Origin of the sequence: Sinorhizobium mexicanum, assembly GCF_013488225.1 — a bacterium.
Taxonomy (GTDB): Bacteria; Pseudomonadota; Alphaproteobacteria; order Rhizobiales; family Rhizobiaceae; genus Sinorhizobium; species Sinorhizobium mexicanum.
Window position 1 is genome coordinate 279,941 of sequence record NZ_CP041238.1, and the last position, 20,770, is coordinate 300,710.

Annotated in this window: 18 protein-coding genes, 1 tRNA gene and 1 pseudogene; 7 read left to right on the top strand and 13 right to left on the bottom strand. The window is 63.8% G+C overall.

The window, feature by feature from the left end; genetic code table 11:
• Positions 1-44: 44 nt before the first annotated feature.
• The gene (locus FKV68_RS01225; protein ID WP_180939753.1) at positions 45-944 is read right to left on the bottom strand and encodes an N-acetylmuramic acid 6-phosphate etherase; all 900 of its coding nucleotides are present in this window, start codon (positions 942-944) and stop codon (positions 45-47) included.
• Positions 945-1,140: 196 nt separating this feature from the next.
• Between FKV68_RS01225 and FKV68_RS01230 the strand changes: the two genes are divergently transcribed.
• Genes FKV68_RS01230 through nagA form a run of 4 tightly spaced genes read left to right on the top strand, consistent with a single transcriptional unit; the run spans position 1,141 to position 4,995 of the window.
• Positions 1,141-2,025, top strand: a complete 885-nt coding sequence (locus tag FKV68_RS01230) for a glucosamine kinase nucleotide-binding domain-containing protein (RefSeq protein ID WP_180939754.1) — start codon at positions 1,141-1,143, stop codon at positions 2,023-2,025.
• Positions 2,022-2,786 carry a GntR family transcriptional regulator gene (locus FKV68_RS01235; RefSeq protein WP_180939755.1) on the top strand — a complete coding sequence of 255 codons (765 nt, stop codon included), beginning with the start codon at positions 2,022-2,024 and terminating at the stop codon, positions 2,784-2,786. The genes FKV68_RS01230 and FKV68_RS01235 overlap by 4 nt, the downstream gene beginning before the upstream one ends.
• 29 nt (positions 2,787-2,815) lie before the next feature.
• Complete coding sequence (locus FKV68_RS01240) at positions 2,816-3,838, top strand: SIS domain-containing protein (RefSeq protein ID WP_180939756.1); 1,023 nt, start codon at positions 2,816-2,818, stop codon at positions 3,836-3,838.
• Entirely contained in the window at positions 3,835-4,995 is a 1,161-nt protein-coding gene (gene nagA, locus FKV68_RS01245) for an N-acetylglucosamine-6-phosphate deacetylase (RefSeq protein WP_180939757.1), read from the top strand. Before FKV68_RS01240 ends, nagA begins: the two co-directional genes overlap by 4 nt.
• 221 nt (positions 4,996-5,216) lie before the next feature.
• On the opposite strand, the gene FKV68_RS01250 is transcribed toward nagA, so the two are convergent.
• The 3 genes from FKV68_RS01250 to FKV68_RS01260 are packed head-to-tail and all read right to left on the bottom strand — an operon-like array spanning position 5,217 to position 8,220.
• Entirely contained in the window at positions 5,217-5,954 is a 738-nt protein-coding gene (locus FKV68_RS01250) for a copper homeostasis protein CutC (protein WP_180939758.1), read from the bottom strand.
• On the bottom strand, positions 5,951-6,862 hold the full coding sequence (locus FKV68_RS01255; RefSeq protein WP_180939759.1) for an ROK family protein: 912 nt from the start codon (positions 6,860-6,862) through the stop codon (positions 5,951-5,953). The genes FKV68_RS01250 and FKV68_RS01255 overlap by 4 nt, the downstream gene beginning before the upstream one ends.
• Positions 6,859-8,220, bottom strand: a complete 1,362-nt coding sequence (locus FKV68_RS01260) for an amidase (RefSeq protein WP_180939760.1) — start codon at positions 8,218-8,220, stop codon at positions 6,859-6,861. Before FKV68_RS01260 ends, FKV68_RS01255 begins: the two co-directional genes overlap by 4 nt.
• A 359-nt stretch (positions 8,221-8,579) precedes the next feature.
• Here FKV68_RS01260 and FKV68_RS01265 point away from each other — a divergent pair, with 359 nt between their 5' ends.
• Together FKV68_RS01265 and FKV68_RS01270 are read left to right on the top strand one after the other, a co-directional pair.
• The gene (locus FKV68_RS01265; protein WP_180939761.1) at positions 8,580-9,317 is read left to right on the top strand and encodes a sulfate transporter family protein; all 738 of its coding nucleotides are present in this window, start codon (positions 8,580-8,582) and stop codon (positions 9,315-9,317) included.
• 202 nt (positions 9,318-9,519) lie between these two features.
• Positions 9,520-9,729 carry a SlyX family protein gene (locus FKV68_RS01270; RefSeq protein WP_180939762.1) on the top strand — a complete coding sequence of 70 codons (210 nt, stop codon included), beginning with the start codon at positions 9,520-9,522 and terminating at the stop codon, positions 9,727-9,729.
• Between the two features lie 79 nt (positions 9,730-9,808).
• Here the strand turns inward: FKV68_RS01270 and FKV68_RS01275 are convergent, their stop codons facing one another.
• From FKV68_RS01275 to FKV68_RS01285, 3 genes and pseudogenes are all read right to left on the bottom strand, one after another.
• Positions 9,809-10,801 carry a BMP family lipoprotein gene (locus FKV68_RS01275; protein WP_180939763.1) on the bottom strand — a complete coding sequence of 331 codons (993 nt, stop codon included), beginning with the start codon at positions 10,799-10,801 and terminating at the stop codon, positions 9,809-9,811.
• Between the two features lie 245 nt (positions 10,802-11,046).
• Positions 11,047-11,151: pseudogene (locus FKV68_RS01280) on the bottom strand (peptide-methionine (S)-S-oxide reductase MsrA); the annotation flags it as partial.
• 152 nt (positions 11,152-11,303) lie between these two features.
• Complete coding sequence (locus tag FKV68_RS01285) at positions 11,304-11,621, bottom strand: hypothetical protein (protein WP_180939764.1); 318 nt, start codon at positions 11,619-11,621, stop codon at positions 11,304-11,306.
• A 274-nt stretch (positions 11,622-11,895) separates the two neighbouring features.
• Here FKV68_RS01285 and FKV68_RS01290 point away from each other — a divergent pair.
• Positions 11,896-11,985, top strand: a tRNA-Ser gene (locus FKV68_RS01290).
• Between the two features lie 168 nt (positions 11,986-12,153).
• Here FKV68_RS01290 and FKV68_RS01295 read toward each other — a convergent pair.
• The 6 genes from FKV68_RS01295 to FKV68_RS01320 form a co-directional block, all read right to left on the bottom strand.
• Positions 12,154-12,708, bottom strand: a complete 555-nt coding sequence (locus FKV68_RS01295) for an HdeD family acid-resistance protein (protein ID WP_180939765.1) — start codon at positions 12,706-12,708, stop codon at positions 12,154-12,156.
• Positions 12,709-12,752: 44 nt separating this feature from the next.
• Positions 12,753-15,893: an efflux RND transporter permease subunit gene (locus tag FKV68_RS01300; protein WP_180939766.1), complete on the bottom strand. Its 3,141-nt coding sequence runs from the start codon at positions 15,891-15,893 to the stop codon at positions 12,753-12,755.
• The gene (locus tag FKV68_RS01305; RefSeq protein WP_180939767.1) at positions 15,890-17,044 is read right to left on the bottom strand and encodes an efflux RND transporter periplasmic adaptor subunit; all 1,155 of its coding nucleotides are present in this window, start codon (positions 17,042-17,044) and stop codon (positions 15,890-15,892) included. Before FKV68_RS01305 ends, FKV68_RS01300 begins: the two co-directional genes overlap by 4 nt.
• Before the next feature lie 49 nt (positions 17,045-17,093).
• A complete protein-coding gene (locus tag FKV68_RS01310) occupies positions 17,094-17,663 on the bottom strand; it encodes an HdeD family acid-resistance protein (RefSeq protein WP_245181869.1) in 570 nt (189 codons plus the stop codon).
• A gap of 70 nt (positions 17,664-17,733) precedes the next feature.
• Complete coding sequence (arcA, locus tag FKV68_RS01315; RefSeq protein WP_180939769.1) at positions 17,734-18,993, bottom strand: arginine deiminase; 1,260 nt, start codon at positions 18,991-18,993, stop codon at positions 17,734-17,736.
• Between the two features lie 15 nt (positions 18,994-19,008).
• Positions 19,009-20,442: a basic amino acid/polyamine antiporter gene (locus FKV68_RS01320; protein WP_180939770.1), complete on the bottom strand. Its 1,434-nt coding sequence runs from the start codon at positions 20,440-20,442 to the stop codon at positions 19,009-19,011.
• Between the last annotated feature and the right edge of the window lie 328 nt (positions 20,443-20,770).

Below are 20,770 nucleotides of genomic sequence, written 5' to 3' on the forward strand. Positions count from 1 at the left end.
TCTCCCTTTTATAAGCGCCGCCACGGCGCGGTTTGGATCCCAGTTTATCGGCGCGAGGCGGTTTCGATCGCCCGGCGCAAATTCTGATTGGCGTCTTTGAGTGCGGTTTCGGCGGCGGCAACATCGCCAGCCCCGGACGCGAGCAGGATCGCGATCTTGACCGAACCGGAGGCCGCCTTGATCAGCCTGCCAGCCTCGGCAGCGCTGACACCGGTGAGGTCGCAGACGATGCGCATCGCGCGCCCCTGCAGCTTGATGTTGTCGGCACGCAGATTGACCATGTGCCCGTCGAGCACATGGCCGAGATGGATGCCGACTAGCGTCGAAAACATGTTGAAGGCGATTTTCTGCGCCGTGCCGGCACCCATGCGGGTCGAGCCGGATACGACTTCCGGCGGCGTCTGCAGGAGGATCGCGACGTCGGCATCCTTGAAAAGGGGCGCGCCGGCATTGTTGGCAATGGCGATGACCTTTGCGCCGCGTTTCTTCGCCTCGTCGGCGGCGGCGAGCGCATAGGGGGTCGAGCCGCTGGCAGAGACCGAGATGAGGCAGTCGCCGGCCGCGATTTCGGCGTTGCGCACATCGGCGCGCGCTAGGTCCATGTCGTCCTCGTAGCCGCCGGCGAGATCGGTGAGGCTTGCCGCGCCACCGGCGAGAAGAACGATGATCTGTTCATGGGGGATCCCGTAGGTGCCCGGCAGTTCGAGCGCGTCCGCCATGGCCATCAGACCGGAACTGCCCGCGCCCGCATAGGCAAGCCGCCCGCCGGCGGAAAGAACGCCGGCTGCAAGCGCTGCTGCCGCCGAGATCTGCTCGACCGCCGCGTCGACCGATTTCGCGGCCGCCTGTTGACCGGAGGCAAGCAGGCGAAGCGCGAGCGCCGGATGCATCACATCCAGGCCCTTCGCGTTATTGTGGCGCTCTTCGGTCTTTGCTGACGGCATTCGCTGTGTCTCCTCTCGGTGAATTAATGCCAAAAAAATACCAATTGTCTAGGAGAATTTTAATTTTTGTGGCTTGAGGCGGCAAATATTGAAAATCTGCACGGAAAAACAAAGATTTATTTCAAATATTAGTTGCTCGAAGAAATCGCGCTTGGTTATTGGTATTTTTTTGGTATCTTATCCGACGGAGGTGCCCATGACGTCTTACCTGATCGGAATCGATGGCGGCGGAACGAGTTGCCGGGCGGCCGTGGCCGCGCCGGACGGTCGGATTCTCGGCCGTGGAAAGGCTGGCGCCGCAAACATCCTCACCGATCCGGAGACGGCGCTCGCGAACATAACGGAGGCCTCGCGGGCCGCCTTCGGGGATGCCGGCCTCGATCCGGCTGGCATCACGGCGGCCAGTGCGATCGTCGGCGTTGCGGGTCACAATGTCGGCGATGCCGTCCACTATGTGAAACGGCGCCTTCCCTTCGCAGCGGCGGAGATCGAGTCGGATGGCCTGATCGCGCTTCAGGGCGCGCTTGGCGAAAAAGATGGCGCGGTCGCCATTCTCGGAACAGGCACCATTTACATCGCGCGCCACGGCGAAGCCGTAACCTATATCGGCGGCTGGGGCTTCACGATCGGCGACCACGGCAGCGGTGCGCGCATCGGCCATGCGCTGCTGCAGGAAAGCCTGCTTGCCTTCGACGGCATTCACCAGGGCTCGCCGGTCACCGATTCCGTCATGGCTGAATTCAACAACGATCCGAGGGATGTCGTCGACTTTGCGCGGCTGGCCAAGCCCGGCGAATTCGGCCGCTACGCCCCGCGTGTCTTCGAGCATGCCGGGCGCGGCGATGCCGTGGCGCTGGGCTTGCTGAAGGCCGCTGCGACGACCGTCGACGAGGCGCTCGACGTGGTCGTGTCGCGAGGAAGCGAGCGGCTGTGCCTGCTCGGCGGGTTGGCGCCGCTTTATCGCCCGTGGCTCGCCGAGCGCCACCAGAAGCATTTTGTCGAAGCGGAAGCGGATGCCTTGACCGGAGCGGTGGCGCTCGCAGCCCAACGCTTCGGTTCCAGGCCGGAGGTCGGCGCATGACCCAGCAACTTGCCGCTATCCTGCCGTTGGAAGGTTTGCAGTCGGGCGGGGCCGGCCCGCTCTATCTGAAGCTCAGGCAGTCGCTCGAGGAGGCCATCCTCTCGGGCAAGCTCAACCACGGCGATGCGCTGCCGCCGGAGCGGGATCTCGCGGACTATGCCAATATCAGCCGGGTGACCGTGCGCAAAGCGGTCGATGACCTTGTGCGCGACGGGCTGCTCGTGCGCCGCCATGGCTCCGGCACCTTCGTCGTCAGGCCTGTCTCGCGCGTCGAGCAGTCGCTGTCGAGGCTGACGTCCTTTACCGAGGACATGGCCCGGCGGGGCCTGCATGCACGGGCGGAATGGCTGGAGCGCGGGCTGTTCCATCCGTCGCCCGACGAGATGATGACCCTCGGTCTTCCGGCCGATGCCCTGGTCGCGCGGTTGGGCCGCCTGCGCATCGCCGACGGCATGCCGCTGGCGATCGAGCGCGCCAGCATCTCGACCGAATTCCTGCCGGACCCGCTGGCGGTGACTTCGTCGCTTTATGCCGCCCTCGACAAGACCCGCTCACGGCCCGTCCGGGCGGTGCAGCGCATTTCGGCCTGCAATATCAAGGATCCTGATGCGTCGATGCTGGGTGTTGCGGTCGGCGCCGCCGGCCTTTCCATCGAGCGTGTCTCCTATCTTGCATCCGGGCGCGTCGTTGAATTCACCCGCTCGCTCTATCGGGGCGATGCTTATGATTTTGTCGCGGAACTGACGCTTTCGGAGTCCTGATCCGCGCCTCACAGCAAAAGGAATGGATGATGCAAACCAACATGCGGCGAGAAATCGACGAGATCCCGGAAGCCGCTGCGCGGTTGCTGGACGGTTCGGCCGACACCCTGAAGGCGGCGGGTGCGGCGCTCAGGGCCAAGGATCCGGCATTCCTGGTGACGATCGCCCGCGGCTCTTCCGATCATGCGGCGCTGTTCCTGAAGTACGCGATCGAGCTGCAGGCCGGCCGGCCGGTCGCTTCGCTCGGACCGTCGCTCGCCTCGATCTATGGCGCCGATCTGAAGCTCGGCGGCGCGGCGGCAATCGCGATCTCCCAGTCCGGCAAGAGCCCGGATATCGTGGCGATGGCGCAATCGGCGACACGCGCCGGTGCGGTGTCGATCGCGCTCACGAACACGGTGCCCTCGCCGATCGCTGAGGCCTGTACCCATCCTCTCGATATTCTTGCCGGTCCGGAACTCGCCGTCGCCGCGACAAAGTCCTATGTTAATTCGATTGTCGCTGGCCTTGCGGTTCTCGGCGAATGGACAGGAGATGCGGCCCTCAAGCGTGCCGTCGCCGATCTGCCGAACCAATTCGCCAAGGCTGTGAAGCTCGATTGGCAGGATTTCGCCGCCGATCTCGGCGAAGCCGAATCGCTTTACGTGCTCGGCCGCGGCCCGGCGCTGGCGATCGCCAGCGAAGCGGCGCTGAAATTCAAGGAAACGTCCGGCATGCATGCCGAAGCCTATTCCTCCGCGGAAGTGCTGCACGGTCCGGTCGCGCTGGTCGGGGCCAAATTTCCGGTGCTGGCGCTTGCCGCCCGCGATGCGGCCGAGGCCTCGGTGGTCGACAGCGCCGATGGCATGAGCACCAAGGGCGCGGTCGTGCATGTCACCTCGGCGCGTGCTCAAAAAGCAAAACGCCTGCCCTTCGTCGAAACGGGACATCCGATCACCGATGCGCTGACGCTGATCCTGCCGTTCTACGGCTTCGTCGAAGCCTGGTCGCGTTCGCGCGGCCTCAATCCGGATGCACCGGCAAGCCTCAAGAAGGTAACGGAGACACGATGACTGCGAAGAAGAAAATCACCGGCGCGCGGATCTTCGACGGCATCGACTGGCATGACGGCGCCGTCCTGGTCGTGGAGGCGGGTCGGGTCAAGGCGATCGTTCCGGCGTCCGCCGCACCCGCCGATGCCGACGCGGTCGACGCACATGGCCTGCTTCTCGTTCCGGGTTTCATCGACCTGCAGGTCAATGGCGGCGGCGGCGCGCTGCTCAACGAGCAGCCGACCCTCGACGGCATTCGGCAGATTTGCACGGCACACGCGAAGTTCGGCACCACGGCGCTCCTGCCGACGCTGATAACGGACACGCGTGAGGTGCGGACCGCAGCCATAAGGGCCGGCCTCGAGGCAAAAAAGGCGGCGGTGGCCGGCTTTCTCGGCCTGCATCTGGAAGGCCCGCATCTGTCGGTCGCTCGGAAGGGGGCGCATGACCCGTCGCTCATTCGCCCAATGGACGATTCCGATCTGGCCGAGATGGTCGCCTGCGCTCACGATCTGGGCGTCCTGATGGTCACGGTCGCTCCGGAAAATGCCACGCGAGAGCAGGTGCGGGCGCTTTGTGATGCCGGTGTCGTCGTCAGCCTGGGACACACGGACGTCGGCTATGAGACGGCTTGCAGCTACGCCAGGGCCGGCGCCCGGACGGTTACCCATCTCTTCAACGCGATGAGCGGTCTCGGCCACCGCGAACCCGGCGTCGTCGGCGCGGCGCTTGCCACCGGAACGCTGCATGCCGGCATGATCGCCGATGGCTTCCATGTCGATCCGGCGTCGATGGGCATCGCGCTGCGGGGCAAGAAGGGTCCGGGACAGATTTTCCTGGTGACCGACGCGATGTCGCCGATCGGCACCGAAATGACCAGCTTCCACCTGAATGGCCGCGAAATCCTGCGCCACGGCGGCCGCCTGACACTTGCCGACGGGACGCTCGCGGGAGCAGACATCGACATGCTCTCCTCGGTCCGCTTCGTGCATGAAAAACTCGGCCTGCCGATCGAGGAGGCGGTCCGCATGGCCTCCGCCTATCCGGCCGACGTCATGGGCATGGCCTCCCATAAAGGCCGGTTGTTGCCCGGAACGGACGCCGATTTCGTGCTGCTGACGCCCGAACTTGGCATGAAGTCGACCTGGATCGGCGGCGAGGTGGTTTTCTCAGCTTAAGGCATTCGTCCAAGCGATTTGCGATGACAGGAACGCGGCTAAACGCCCCTCTCCTCGGGTTTAACCCGAGGACTGACCCTCCCCGCAAGCGGGCGAGGGGACATTGGGGCAGAGCGTTGCGGCGAGTTCCCTTCGCCCCGCTCTCGGGGAGAAGGTGGCCGGCAGGCCGTATGAGGGGCGGACGCCAGCGAACGTCTCCCACCTTTTCAATGCGATGCGCTTCACAGCGTTGTCGGAAAGGCACCGAGCCGTGCCTTCATCGCCCTGACCGTCGCCGCATCCGTCCGGCGCCGCTCTCCCGCGACGAAGCCCATCTCCACCAGCCGCGGGTCTTGAGCCGGCTCACGAACGGAACAGGAGGAGTGGATCTCCGTTACGGCGAGCCCGGGAAGCAGCGCATCGATCGTGTCGACGGTGATCCCGGAGCCCGGCATCACGGAAATTCTGCGTGCGGCCAGCTCAATGAGGCGTGCTAGGCCGTCGACCGCCTCCGGTGCGCTTTTCGCGCCGCCTGAGGTCAAAATCCTCTCAAAGCCAAGATCCTCCGCGATTGCCATCGCCTCGGCGAAATCCGGAACGAGATCGAACGCGCGGTGAAGCGTCAGCCCCAATCCCGCCGCGTGGCCGGTAAGCTTTCGGAGCATCTGCGCGTCGAGCCGCCCGTCGGCGAGCGATGCGCCGAGGACGACGCCGGCAAGCCCGGCGTGGCGGGCCGCATCGATGTCCCGGCGCATGGCATCGAGATCGGTCGGGCGATAGACGAAGTCGCCGGCACGGGGGCGGATCATTGCATAGACCGGCACCGGCGGCGGGCCGGCGAGCGCCATCAATCCCGGACTTGGCGTCAAGCCGCCGAGGGCAAGGGCCGAGCAGAGCTCGATCCGATCCGCGCCGCCGTCGATCGCCGCCCTCAAGCCGTCCGGGTCGTCGACGCAGACTTCGAGCAGGATGCCGCTCATGCGACCTTTCCTCCAAAGCCGAGCAGGGCCGCGCCGATCAGGCCCGGCTCCAGCCGGCATTCGCCACGCACGACCAGCGGCCGGTCGAACCGCCGGAGGATGCGGCCGCGCGCGGCACCGTCGATTTCGGCAAGCAGGGCTTCGGAGTTGGAGAGACCACCGCCGACCGGAATGATTGTCGCACCGGTTATGTTGACGACGAGCGCCAGCGGCGAACTGACGAGATCGACAAAAATGTCGATCGTGCGCGCTGCTTCCTCGTCGCCGTTCTGCCAAGCCTCGATGATCTCGTGGCTGGAGAGGGATTTATGGTGTACCGTCGTGTGCAGCCTTTCGAGTCCGCGCGCCCCGCCCACGGTGTCGACGCAGCCGCGTTGGCCGCAACCGCAGTCGAAGATCGGTATGGCAATCGGCGGATGTCCCGCCTCGGAGGCAACGGCGGGCGCATGCCCCCATTCGCCGGCAAAGCCGCCATCGGCGTTGATCAGCTTGCCGTCGACCACCAGGCCGCCGCCGACCCCGGTGCCGAGGATCGCGCCGAAGACGATCCGGTGATCGCGCCCTGCGCCGATGCCAGCCTCGGCGAGCGCGAAGCAATCGGCGTCATTGGCGATCACCACGGGCAGGTGCAAGGCCGCCTCGAGCTCGGCAGCGAGCTCCCGGCCGTCGATACAGGGGATATTGGCGCATTTGATCCGACGGGTTTGCGGATCGATAACGCCGGTGATCGAAATCGCCACCCTTTCCGGCAGGCCGCCCGCCTCGTCGAGCACCGACTCGAGCGTTGCGACGAAGCGGCGAAAGTCGTTGAGCGGCGTGGCGCGCCGCGGCAGGGGAAATATCCGTTCCGGCGAATGCGTAATGGCACCCTTGATCGCGGATCCGCCGATATCGAAGCAGACGATCATGCCTCACCCCGGATGGTCGCTTCGGCAGCAAGGGCCGCGGCCAGTAACCGGTCGTCCTGGTGGTGGGGTGCGGAGAGCAGCAAGCCGACTGGCATGCCGGCAGCGCCCGTTCCGCAGGGGATGGAGATGCCGCAGAAATCGAGGAAATTGCCGATCAGCGTGTTCCGCAGCGTCTTGGCATTCACCTTGAAGAAAAGCTCGTCGTCGGAAAGAAGCGGTGCGATCGGCGGGGCGACATGCGGCAATGTCGGATGCGCGATGAGTTCGCCGGGTCCAAGGCTCTCCACCGTTTCGTGGATCAGCTGATCACGCGCATCGAGAAGGGCGATGTAATCACTGAGGGTGATCTTCTCGCCGAGCCTGGTGCGGGTGACGACGCGCGGATCGATCCTTGTCGCTTCGGGACCGGCGAGGCGCTCGCGGTGGAGGGCATAGGCCTCCGCCGTCACCAGGGCGCCATGGCGCGCCATCAGATCGAATACGGCGGCAAAGCTCGGGAAGGGCGCGCGCCGCACGCGGACGCCCGCGGCCTGCAGCCTCTTGATCGCCGCCTCGAAAGCCGCGACCACCTCCGGTTCGGCCTCGTCGAAGACGATCGTTTCCGGAATGACAAGCGCGAGATCGGCGAGCTCGGAGCGGCGGATGACCGGCGCCGTCAGGCTGTGCATGGCGGCATCCGCCCACACAGCATCCTGCACCGTATGGCAAAGGGGGCCGAGCGAATCGAGGCTCTCGGCGAGCGGAAACACACCCTTCATCGCATAGCGGCCGCGCGTCGCCTTGTAGCCGACAATGCCGGTCATCGCCGCGGGGATGCGCACCGAACCGCCCGTGTCCGTGCCGATCGCAAGCGGCACAAGGCCCGCGGCGACGGCTGCGGCGGAGCCGGAGGACGAGCCGCCGGGAATGCGATCGATATCCGGCGACGCCGGATTGCGCGGCGTTCCATGGTGCGGGTTGATGCCTAAGCCGGAAAAGGCAAATTCGCTCATGTTCGTCCGGCCGATGCTGATCATGCCGGCGGCAGCAAGTGCGCCGACGACGGGCGCGTCCGCGGCTGCGGGCGCATTGTCCTTGAAGACGATGGAACCCGCCGTCGTCACGCTGCCGGCCAGGTCGAAAAGATCCTTCCAGGCGACGGGAAGCCCGTCGAGCAGACCGAGCGAGCGCCCAGCCTTGAGCCTGTTTGCTGCCCCCTGCGCTTCCTTGAGCGCGCGTTCGCGGGTGAGGCCGACGAAGATCGACTGGTCCGGATGGGCCTCGATGCGATGAAACGTCTCTTCGGCGAGCTTGACAGGATCGAACTTGCCCGACTGGACGAGGACGGCGAGGCTCGCGAGGGTTTTCTGATTGGTCATTTGGTCTCCCTGGCTGGCCGCGGGGCATTTCCGGCGCAACGCAGCCCTGCATCGATTTAGGCATAGCATATCGCCCTGCGTCCCGTTTGCCAGCGGCTGGGGCAATGATCCGCGATTTTTGCCGGCGGCGAGACGGCGGCGCGGCGCGGCTTCCAGCACACCGCAGACCGGTTGCCTCGGCAATTGCTGCCTGTCTTGTCGTTCGCGATCGACCTGCCTACATGGGCTTGAGCCACCTTCTGCATGTTTCCTTGAATCGCAGCCGATTTAAGGATGAAAACATGCAGCAATTCAAAGTGCCACAGCGTCCTTTGCGCATCTGATCAGGCGCGCGGCGCTGTTCTCGATGGAGAGCAGTCATGATCATGGATGCAGCGCGACTTGCCTTCGCCAACCTTTTCGCGACGGAGACTCGTTCGGTCTTCTGGAAAGTGCTCGGGCTGACGCTGCTTGCACTCATCGCTCTTTGGTTCGCGCTGCGTGAACTGTTCGTCTGGCTTGCTTTCCCGTGGATCGACACGCTGATGCCGGGCACGCCCGAATGGGCCGGCTGGCTCACATTCATAGTCGGGATCTTCGCGAGCCTGGGCCTGGCCCTGGCGCTCGCCCTTCTGCTTGCGCCGGTCACCGCACTGATTGCCGGCTTCTTCCTCGACGACGTTGCCGAGGTGATCGAGACACGCGACTATCCCGATGGCGCCCCCGGCAAGCCGCTGCCGCTTGTTGAGGCGATGACCGCATCGGTGAAATTCCTCGGCGTCGTTATCCTCGGCAACATCATTGCCCTGCTGCTGCTTCTGGTGCCGGGCGTCAATCTCATCGCCTTTTTCCTGGTCAACGGTTATCTGCTCGGGCGGGAATTCTTCGAGTTCGCCGCCATGCGCTACCGTGCGCGTTCGGAGGCGCGGCTCTTTCGCGCCAAACACCGCTCGACCGTGTTTCTCGCGGGGCTCGTGCTGGCGGCCTTCCTGGCCGTGCCGCTGCTCAACCTGCTGACGCCGCTCTTTGCTGCCGCCATGATGGTGCATCTCCACAAGATGCTTTCCGCACGCGATCCAGGCTTTTCGGCGGCTCAAAAGGCTGCTGCCGGCGCGTAACGTCGATCGCTTGACAGCGCGGTCGTCTTGGACGAGGACAACCAAATGCTACAGCGCCGCGCGTCTTATCGGATGCGCAAAGGACGCTGTAGCACCTTGAAGGGCTGCGGGATGAGGAGAAGTGCACGCGGTTTTCCGCCCGGATCCCGCGCTAACGCATTAGAATCGATCACGTCTATGATCTGGACGCGGGAGTAATCACATGAGCGACGCAGACAATCGGATCACGCGTCTCGAAGAAACGCTGGCGCACCAGGCGAAGACCATCGAGGAGCTTTCTGACCAGCTGGCCGAGCAGTGGAAGGTGGTCGAACAGACCCGGGCGAAGCTCGACCGCCTGACTGAGCGCTTCCTGAGCCTCGAGGAACAGACGCGCGACGCGATACCGGTAACCCGCCCGCCGCATTACTGAGCAGTCAGCATGCAGTAGAAACGAAAAGGCCGCCCGCTTCACTTGAAGCAGGCGGCCTCTTGATGTCAGGTCACCGCAATTAGTAGGGGCAGGATTCGGTGCTCATGTAGTCGTGCACCTGCACCTTGCCGGCAATGATGTCGGCCTTCACCTTTTCGACCGCGTCGTGCATTTCCGGCGTGATCAAGGCCTTGTTGTTATCGTCGAGCGCGTAACCGACGCCGTCTTCCTTGAGGCCGAGGTTGGAAATGCCGAACTGGAACTTGTCGTCCTTGGCCGCCATGAAGGATTCGTAGACGGCGACGTCGACGCGCTTCAGCATCGAGGTCAAGACCTTGCCCGGCTGCAGCATGTTCTGATTGGAATCGACCCCGATGCCGAGCTTGCCGGCATCCGCCGCCGCCTGCAGCACACCGACGCCGGTACCGCCGGCGGCGTGATAGACGACGTCCGCGCCCTGGTCGATCTGGGACTTTGCGATTTCACCGCCCTTGACCGGATCGTTCCAGGCGTCCGGCGTCGTGCCGGTGTAGGCCTCGAGCACCTTGACGTCCGCGCCGACCGACTTGGCGCCGCCGACATAGCCGCAGGCGAACTTGTGGATCAGCGGGATGTCCATGCCGCCGACGAAGCTGACGGTCTTCGACTTGGAGGCGAGGCCGGCGAGCACGCCGACGAGGTAGGAGCCTTCCTGCTCCTTGAAGACGATCGATTTGACGTTCGGTTTTTCGACCACCATGTCGATGATCGCGAACTTCGTGTCCGGATATTCCGCGGCAATCTTCTCGAGCGATGCCGCCCAGTTGAAGCCGGCCATCACGATCGGGCTGTTGCCGTCGCTGGCAAAGCGGCGCAGCGCCTGTTCGCGCTGTGCATCGTTCGCGATTTCGAATTCGCGATATTCGATACCTGATTCGGTCTTGAACTTTTCGGCGCCGTTGAAGGCCGCTTCGTTAAAGGATTTGTCGAACTTGCCGCCGAGATCGTAGATGATCGCCGGCTTGATGTCAGCGGCCAAGGCCGTCGCGGACATCATGGAGAAGGCAAAGAGACCGAGAATGGTTTTTTTCATCGTGCAGCCCTGTTGTCGCTATTGATCTTATCGGGTCTGGCGGCAGTCCAACGGGGGCCCGTACGCGCAGCCCGCCCCTCTCTTGTTAAGGCTTGGGTGGGCGCATCCTTGCACGGCTTCCGCAAAAAAACACTCAAAATTTTTCGGATGGTAAAAAAGATGCGGCGCCCGGCGCAGAGGCGCTGGACGTTGGTTCCAAGACGTAAATCGGCCCGCCGTTTCCGCCAGGGCGACAAGCCGTAACGACCGGTCGGGCAACTGACACCGGTGCCGCGAAGACTGCGGCAACCGTCGGGGTTTTTGGCCAGATATTGCTGGTGATAGTCCTCGGCAAGGTAAAGCGGCCCGGCGGCTCCTTTCGTGCGCGCGGAAAGCGGCGACGACCGGCGCTAGAGCGCTGTGCGTTCAATGAATGCGCAAAGGACGCGCAGACATTTCGAATTGCCGCATGTTTTTGTCCTTGAATCGGCTGCGATTTAAGGAAACATGCGGGTAGCGGCGATCAGGCGGCAAACCGCCCGGCTGCCGGGCGTTTCTTGTAGCCCGCCATCCAGAGGACGAGGGCGAGCGCCAGCAACACCGCGAAAGCGGGCCGGGCAAGGAGCCATTGCAACGCCGTCAGCCAGATGGCGGGCCCCGCATCGGTGCGCTGCAGGCCGTGCACCCAGTTGAGTGCCTCCGGGCCAAGGGCGGATATGGCGTCGGCAAGCGAGGTCATCGCCGGTTCCGACGCGGCAACCGACTGGATCGAGTCGACGGTTCCGGCGAGCACGGCCATCGCCAGCGCGAGAAAGCTTGCAAGCCTTAGCAGCAACCGCATCTTCGTCCTTCCGGCCGCCGGGGCCCGATGCGCGCCCGAGGCGCGCTTCTCCGATCATTGACGCTCGTGCGCCAAGAAATAGGCGCCGCGAGTTGCGAGCGCAATGGTCGACTAGACGGGGCCATCTCACAAGATGTCAATAAACTGTCAGAAACCAGTTGATCCCGCGCGGATCATCGGTATATATCGCGCCCGTCCGCCGGTTCGTCCGGCGCACGGCGAAGAGTTAGCTCTTCCCCATCCAGCCGGACTGACCAGCGGCTGTTTCAAGGATGGACAGGTGGCCGAGTGGTTGAAGGCGCACGCCTGGAACGCGTGTATACGTGAAAGCGTATCGAGGGTTCGAATCCCTCTCTGTCCGCCATTCCCTAACCGATTGTTTTCGCGACGATTTCTCGGCATTCTCCATGGTGAGATAAGCCGTCCGGGCGTCTACTCTGCGCAGGAGCCGTCCCGCCTCGGGCAGCGCTCCTCTCCGCAGGCGCTGTTGTTCGGGTCGATGGCAGCGCCGATTCGTCGGAGCCGAAGCCCGTTACGCCGATTGCGTCGCTGGTGACCACGCGTGCATCAGCCATGCGAGCCCGTGGAAAATGAGGTCGATCCCCAGCAGAAGCCCGAGCACCCAAATGCTGGTCGCCGGCCAGCCCGAGATGATGGCTAGCCCAGCCAGGATGCCGAATAACCCTGAGATGAGCATCAGCCAGCCCCCACCGCTCCAATGTCTGAAAGCGACAATGACCCGCACGACGCCCGAAGCCAGGAACACCAGCCCGAGGACGAAGGTGAGGATCAGGGCACCCGAAACGGGTTGGCTCACCACCATCCAGCCGAAGACGACATAGAGAACCCCGAGCAGGATCTGCCACAGGAAACCGCCCCAGCCCTTCGTCCAGAAGGCGTGAATAATCTCGAATGCGCCGACGGCAATCGCCGTAAAGCCGATGATGAGCGTACTGACGAGCGTGGCCAATGCCACGTCGCCCAGCACGAATATGCCGCCCAGGAGCAGGACGATCCCGAGCAGGACACGAAGCCAGGTGGGCGGCGCGTAGAGGGGCGTGGACGTTCCAGAATCGTAGGTGGTCATGTCTTCCTCCTCTGTTGGGTTCAAATTTTCCTCCGGGATCGCGGCTAGGTTACCGGCGGCTCCGTCAGAGGCGTTCGCGTGGAAACCCATTTCGCAACACGCTCGATCACGGCAAACAAGGTCGGGATGATGAAGAGGCCGATCGTCGTCGCCCCCACCATACCGCCGAGGATGGTGACGCCCACCGCCCGACCGGCGCCTGCTCCCGCGCCCGTCGAAATCGCGAGCGGCACGATGCCGAAGATGAAGGAGACCGCGGTCATCATTACCGCGCGGAAGCGCTGCTCGGCGCCGAGCTGCGCGGCCTCGGCGACAGGTTGCCCTTCCTCGAGGCGTTCCTTGGCGAATTCGACGATCAGGATGGCGTTCTTCGACGCGAGCCCGATCAGGAGCACGATGGCGATCTGCGCGTAGAGGCTGTTCTGCAGCCCGAAAAGCATGAGTGCTCCGGTCGCGCCGAACAGGGCGGCGCCGAGCGACAGGATGACCGCGATGGGCAGCGTCCAGCTTTCGTATTGCGCGACCAGGAGTAGGTAAGCGAAGAGAAAGGCCAATCCGAAGATGATCGGCTCCTGTCCGCTGCTGCGCCGTTCCTGAAACGACAGGCCGGACCACTCGAACCCGTAACCGGCCGGCAGCTCCTGTGCTGCCACGCGTTCGATCGCGTCCATGGCTGCGCCCGAACTGCCGCCGGGCGCGGCTTGCCCATTGATCTGGGCTGCGACCGAAAGATTGTAACGGGAGAGGACGAAGGGCGCGAGAACGGTCGTTGTCGACACCACTGTTCTCAGCGGCACCATCGCGCCGGTGCGGTTGCGTACATGGAGATTGAGGATGTCCTGCGCATCTGCGCGATGCTCGGCGTCAGCCTGGAGATTGACCTGGAAGACCCGCCCCTCAAGTGTGAAATCGTTCACGTAGCGAGAACCGAAGCTTGCGCCAATCGTCGAATAGATGTCGGCTACGCTCACCCCCAGGGCCTCGGCGCGGATGCGGTCGACGTCGACGTATATCTGCGGCACGTCGGCGCTGAAGGTGGTCGCCGCGCCGCCGACTTCAGGCTGCTGATTTATCTCCGAGACGAATGCGCGCACCACCTGGGCGATCTCTTCCGGCCGCTGCCCCTGCAGCGCCTGCAGGCGCAGGTCGAGGCCGCCGACGGCGCCGATTCCGGCGATCGCCGGCGGCGCAAAGACCGCGATATTGGCACCCGGCATGGTCGAGAACTGCGCCCGCAACTTAGCAAGGATGGCGGAGAGCTGCAGTTCCGGTGCCGTGCGCTGGTCCCAGGGGTCTAGGGCAGCGATTACCATCGCTCCATTGGGGGAGGCGGCGCCTTGCAGGATACTGACGCCGGCGACAGAGATCACGTTTTCGACCCCGGCCGCCCCGGACAGGACGCGCTCGACCCGATTGACGACCGCGCGTGTACGGTCGAGCGAGGCGGCGTCCGGAAGCTGGATATCCAGGAACAGGGCGCCCTGATCCTCGTCCGGGAGAAAGGTGGAGGGCAGGTGGGTAAATATGAGGAATGCGCCGACGAAGCAGGCGGCAAGGGCGGCGAGGGGGATGATCCAAACGCGCACCAGGAAAGCGACTGCACGGCCGTAACCGTCGCGTGTCGCATTCAGGGCGCGTGTGAACCAGCCGAGCGGACCGCGCCGGTAACCGCGCTGTCCGCGTCTCAGCAGGATTGAGCTGAGTGCCGGACTGAGCGTCAGCGCCACTATGGACGAGATGACCAGCGCGGCCGACAACGTAACCGCAAACTGACGATAGAGCTGGCCGTTTATGCCCGAGAGGAACCCGGTCGGTGTGACGACGGCGAGCAGCACCAGCGTCGTCGAGATGATCGGCCCCGTGATCTGCCGCATTGCCTTGCGGGTCGCACTCGCCGTATCAATGCCGGGATCATCTTCCATGACGTGTTTGACGTTTTCCACGACGAGGATCGCGTCGTCGACGACCAGCCCGATCGCCAATACCAGGGCGAGCAGCGAGATCGTATTTATCGAGTATCCGAAGGCGAGCAGAACGGCCATGGCGCCAAGCATCGAAACAGGGATGGCCACGGCCGAAACCAGGGTGGCGCGCCAGTCCTGCAGGAACAGGAATGTGATGAAGAGCACGATCAGGAACGCCTCGATGAGGATCTCGACGATCAGCGACAGGCTGGCCCGGACGAACCGCGTCGCGTCATAGACGACGTCATATTCGAGGCCGGCCGGGAACCTCGGTGAAAGGCGCTCGATCTCGGCGAGCACGGCACTGGCCGTCTGGATCGCGTTGGCGCCAGGTGCCTGGCTGATCTGCAGCATCGCCGCTTCATGCCCGCCGAAATATGCCCTCGATGAATAGCTCCGCGCACCGAGTTCGATGCGGGCGATGTCGCTGAGCCGCACGACGGCGCCCGCCGCACCCGTACGCACGACGATGTCGCCGAACGCCTCCGGGCTCATGAGCCGCCCTTGGGCGACCAGAGTATATTGCAGCTCTGTGCCCTCTTGCGCCGGGGGAGCGCCGGCCTGCCCCAGGGAAGCCTGGATATTCTGGCTCTGGATCGCAGTTGCCACGTCGCCGGCGGTAATGCCGAGCGCGTCCATGCGCGTCGGATTGAGCCACACGCGCATCGAATATTCGGACGCGCCGACGACGGCGGCCTCGCCGACACCCGACACGCGCGAGAGCGCGTCGATGAGCGTTGTCGCGGCGAAATTGGTGATCTCGAGCGCGCCGAGCCTGCCGTCCGGCGAATAGAAGGCGATGCCGAGCACGAAATCCGGCGAGCGTGACCGCACCGATACGCCTTGCTGGGTTACAGCCGACGGGAGCTGCGAAATCGCCAGTTGCGCCCGGTTCTGCACGTTCACCTGCGCAATGTCCGGATCCGTGCCCACTTCGAAGGTTACGGATAGCGAATACTGTCCGGCGTTCGAGCTTGTCGATGACAGGTACATCATATCCGCTACGCCATTTATGGCCGTTTCCAACGGGCCGCCGACGACATCGGCAATCACATCGGCGCTGGCGCCGGGATAGGTTGCCGAGACGGTCACGGTCGGCGGCGTGATCTGGGGGTACTGCTGTACCGGCAGCGCGAAGATGCTGATCGCGCCGGCGAGTGAAATGATGATCGAGATGACGATCGCCAGCCGGCTTCGGGTGATGAAAAGATCGGAGATCATGGGCCACCGTCCAAGGGCTGGCCCTCGCTCGGCTGGACCGTCATGCCATCGGCGAGACGCTGGATTCCCTGGACGACGACCTGCTCGCCGCCGTCGAGACCTGTGGTAACCGCCCAGCCGTTGCTTATACGCGCACCCGTATCGATACGCCGTTGCGAGACGGTGTTGTTCTGGCCGAGCAGATAGACGAAGCGCCCCTCGCGATCCTGCAGCACCGCCATCTGCGGCACGACCGGCAGCTTGGGTACTTCCTTTTCCTCAATGGAGAGGGTGACGAACTGTCCCGGGATCAGCACGTGATGAGGATTGGGAAAGACCGCGCGAGCGGTGACCGTTCCGGTCTGCGGGTCGACCTCGTTTTCGACGAACTCGATTCGGCCAGGCTCGTCGTATTCCGTCCCGTTTGCGAGACGCAGCGAAAGTTTGAATGCACCGGGGTCCAGCTGGCTCCCGCCTGCCTCCTGCTGCCGGGCGGTCACGAGCAGGCCCTCGGTCATGGCGAAGGCCACGCGAATCGGATCGAGGCTTACGACTCGCGCAAGCGAGCCGGAATCGGGTCCGACCAGGTTGCCAACCGTGAACATCGCCCGGCCGATCCTGCCGGAGATCGGTGCGGTGATGCGGGTATAGGACAGGTTGAGCTCAGCAGCGTTCAGCGCCGCTTCGGCCGCCAGCGCGTCCGCGGCGGCGACATCGAAGGCGGCCTGGGCATCATCCAGCACGGCCCGCGACACGGTGTTGCGAGCGAACAGGTCTTGATTGCGCGCAAGGGTCCTCTCGGCCGATTTCCGCGTCGCTTCGGCGCGGGCTACCTGCGCCCGCGCCGAAGCGACCGAGGCCTCGAGCTGATCCGGCTCGATCTCAAATAGTATGTCCCCGGTCTTGACCGCCTGGCCGTCCCTGAACGCGACGGCACGCAAGAAGCCGGTGACGCGCGCCCGGACGTCCACTGCATCGATCGCCTCTACACGGGCGGTAAACCGCGACGGGTTGCTTACCTGCTGAACCTCCACCTTCTCGACGACGACGGCCGGCGGCGGCATTGCCTGAGGCGATGCCTGCTGGGCAAATGAAGTCGAATTGACGCATAGGGCCGCGCTCCCTGCCAGGTAGGCAAGCATCAGGCGAACGCAAGAAGCAGGTCCGATCATCGTGCCGTTCCGATTACTCGATATTGCTGAGGGCTTTCATGCGACGTGCTCATGGCCGTGCTCTGCGTATCGTGAGAGCAATGGCGATGTACGCACCGCCGGCGACAAGCAGGGAAATGCCGGCGATGGTACCTGAAGGGAAGAGGCGGGTATGGGGCAGCTTCAGGGCGAGCGCCGCGCTGGCTGCCAACGCAACCACGCCCGAAATCGCGAACCAGTACCAGCCATCCTGCTTGCGCGCGACTGCCGCGAGCGCGATTTGCAGAATGCCCTGTACGAGAAGCACCAGGGCAATCAGGAGAGTGATCGCGAGGGCTCCCTTCAGCGGGTTGAAATATATCAAGATGCCGCCGACCACCTCGACTGCGCCCGTCAATTCCTGCCAGATGAAGCCGTTCCAGTCCTTGACCTGCAAGGACTGGACCATCTTTGCAACGCCCGCGAGCACAAGGACCGCTCCCAGAACGACGCTCGCCGCGAACTCGGAGGCGGCAGGAAGCGCGACAGCCAAGGCTCCGCCCAGCGCCAGAGCAATACCCAGTGCGAGAAACCACCCCCATCTCGAATGCAGGGACTTTGCCCGGCGTTCATAATCGACTCCTTCCCCGGAACCGCTCATCGGCGGTTGTCCAATTGGAGTTCCTGCCATGGCTGGCGCCTTTCACAGGTCGTCGCAGTGCACTCGGATCTTAGTAGTCGACCGCATCGCGGGCGATTGGACAGGTCATGCAGTGGCCGCCACCGCGTCCACGACCGAGCTCGGCCCCGGTGATGGTGATGACTTCAATACCCGCTTTGCGCAGCAGCGTATTGGTGTAGGTGTTGCGGTCGTAAGCTAGCACCACGCCGGGCGATAGGCAGACGAGATTGGCACCGCTGTCCCATTGCGTGCGTTCGCGCACATACGCATTGCCGCCGGTCTCGACCACGCGCATCTCCTTGAGACCGAGGGCGTCGCGGACCGTTTCGACGAACGAGCCCCCGTCCTTGTGCAGCTCGATGGAGCCCGGCTTGTCGCCCGGCCTGTAGGAGAAGGCCTCGATAGCATTGACGATGTCGGGATAGATCAGCACGCAGTCGCGGTCGGCGAAGGTGAACACCGTGTCGAGGTGCATGGCCGCACGCAGCTTGGGCATTGCGGCGACGATCACGCGCTGCGCCGTGCCCTTTTCGAACAGGGTTGCAGCGAGCTGGCTGATTGCCTGCCGCGAGGTACGCTCGCTCATGCCGATCAACACGTTGCCTTTGCCGATCGGCATGACGTCGCCGCCCTCGAGTGTAGCGAGACCCCAGTCCTTGGTCGGGTCGCCCCACCAGACATTGACCTTGCCGGCGAAGTCAGGGTGGAACTTGTAGATGGCCGTGGCGAGGATGGTCTCCTCGTGGCGTGCCGGCCAATAGAGCGGGTTGAGCGTCACCCCGCCGTAAATCCAGCAGGTGGTATCGCGTGTGTAGAGCGTGTTGGGCAATGGCGGCAGGAGATATTCCGCAACGCCAGCAGCGTCCCGGATCAGCTCCAGCATTTCGCCGCCAAGCGTCTCGGGAAATTCATAGGTCGACAACCCGCCTATCAGGGTCTCCGCAAGCTCACGGTCGGGCAGCCCTTCGAGGTAGCTGCGGATCTCGTCCACGAGCTCAAGCCCGACCTGGTTCGGCACGACCTGATTGTCGAGAATCCACTTCCTGGCTTCGGGAATTGCCACGGTCTGGGTCAGCAGGTTGTGCATCTCGACAACGTCGATGCCACGGTCGCGCATCTTGGTTATGAAGTCGAAATGGTCGCGCCTGGCGTTGTCGACCCATAGGACGTCGTCAAACAGGAGGGCGTCGCAATTGGTCGGCGTGAGCCGTTGATGCGCGCGCCCCGGCGCGCAGACCATGACCTTGCGCAACTGGCCGACTTCGGAGTGCACGCCGAAACTGTACTGGGTCGAGCGTTCGGAAGACATGGCACATCTCCTTTTTCAGATCGTCAGGTAGCCGGTGGACAATCCGATGATCGCGGCGATGCAGCCGATGACGGCAGCCGCGAAAATCAGCCAGTCGACCGATGTGTTGAAGACCTGCTTGCCCTGCTCGCGCCTGGCCCAGAAATAGAGGATCGTGCCAGGGGCATACAGAAGTGCCGACAGCAGGACGAACTTCATGCCGCCCGCCACAATCATGAAAAATGTGTAGACGGCGGCGATGCTGGCGATGATCAGGTCGCGGCTGCGTTCATGCGGCCTGACGTCGTAGGTCTCGGCGCGTCGCGCCAGCAGGAACCCGAAAGCCGCCACGAACAGGTAGGGGATCAGCGACATCGCGCTTGTCAGATTCAGCATCAGCGTGAACGCGTCCCGCGACCAGTAGGTGCTGACGACGAACAGCTGGACGACGATGTTGGTGAGCCATAGCGCGGCTGCAGGGACCTTGTTCCGGTTCTCGGTGGCGAAAAGCCGGGGCATGTCGTCCGTGCGGGCCGCCACGTAGAGCACTTCCGCGCACACCAGCGACCAGGCGAGATAGGCGCCAAGCACCGAGACGATCACGCCGATGCTGATGAATACGGCACCCCAGGGGCCGACGACGGCTGCAAGCACGCCGGCCATCGAAGGCTGGCTCATGGCGGCGATTTCGGGGCGTGTCAGCACGGCATAGGGCAGCAGCGTGACCAGCACCATCAGCGTGCTGACGCCGACGAAGCCCATGATCGTTGCCGTGCCGATATCGGAGCGCGTCTGCGCATAGCGCGAATAGTTGCTAGCGCCTTCGATGCCGATGAAGACGAAGACCGTCGCCAGCATCGTGGCCTGGATCTGTTGGAGGAGGTTTGCCTCCGGCATCCCCTCGCCGCCCCAGAAGTTGAGCCGGAACAGGTCGAGCTTGAAGAAGACGAAGAGGATGATGATGAAGGCGATGATCGGAACGACCTTCGCGACGGTCACGACGGCGTTGATAAAGGTCGCCTGCTGAATGCCTCTGAGGATCATGAAGTGGAAGAGCCATATTCCGATCGAGGCGACGAGGATGGCGGTCACGGTGTTGCCGTCGCCGAAGGCAGGAATAAAATTGCCGAGCGTGGACTTGATCAGCACCCAGTATGACACGTTGCCGATACAACTGCCGATCCAGTAGCCGAAGGCGGAGAGGAAGCCCGGATAGTCGCCGAAGCCTTCCTTGGCATAGGCGAAAACCCCGGCGTCGAGCTCGGGCTTGCGTTCGGCCAGCGACTGGAAGACGCGCGCCAGCATGTACATGCCGCCGCCGGCAATGCACCAGGCGATGATTGCACCAAACGGCCCTGTCGCGACGCCGAATGTTCGCGGGAGCGAGAAGATGCCCGCGCCGACCATGGAACCAACAACCATCGCGGTTAGAGCGAACAGGGACAGCTTCTGCTCAGTTTTGGTCGCCATCGCACCACTCCCGGGCTCGCCGACAGGCCGCCCGCGCCGGTGCGGACGCCGAACAATTCTGGAAATCGCTCTTGGTGCCAGGTGAACTCGCGGATCTTGCCAGTCGAAACTGCGATCTGAAGCGGCTATCCGCTTCTGGCACCACTTCTATAAATGCTTGGGTTCCCTGATCGCAATGTTAGCGTGTAATTCTGGGAATTCCTAGAGGGAATCTCTCGAGCCGCAAGGTCGGGCGAGGCTAGGATCGGCACATGGACCCTGCTTGGCAGCATTGGATCCGCGTTGCCGGTCGAGCACCGCGCATTGTTATAGGATGCGAATTCAAACA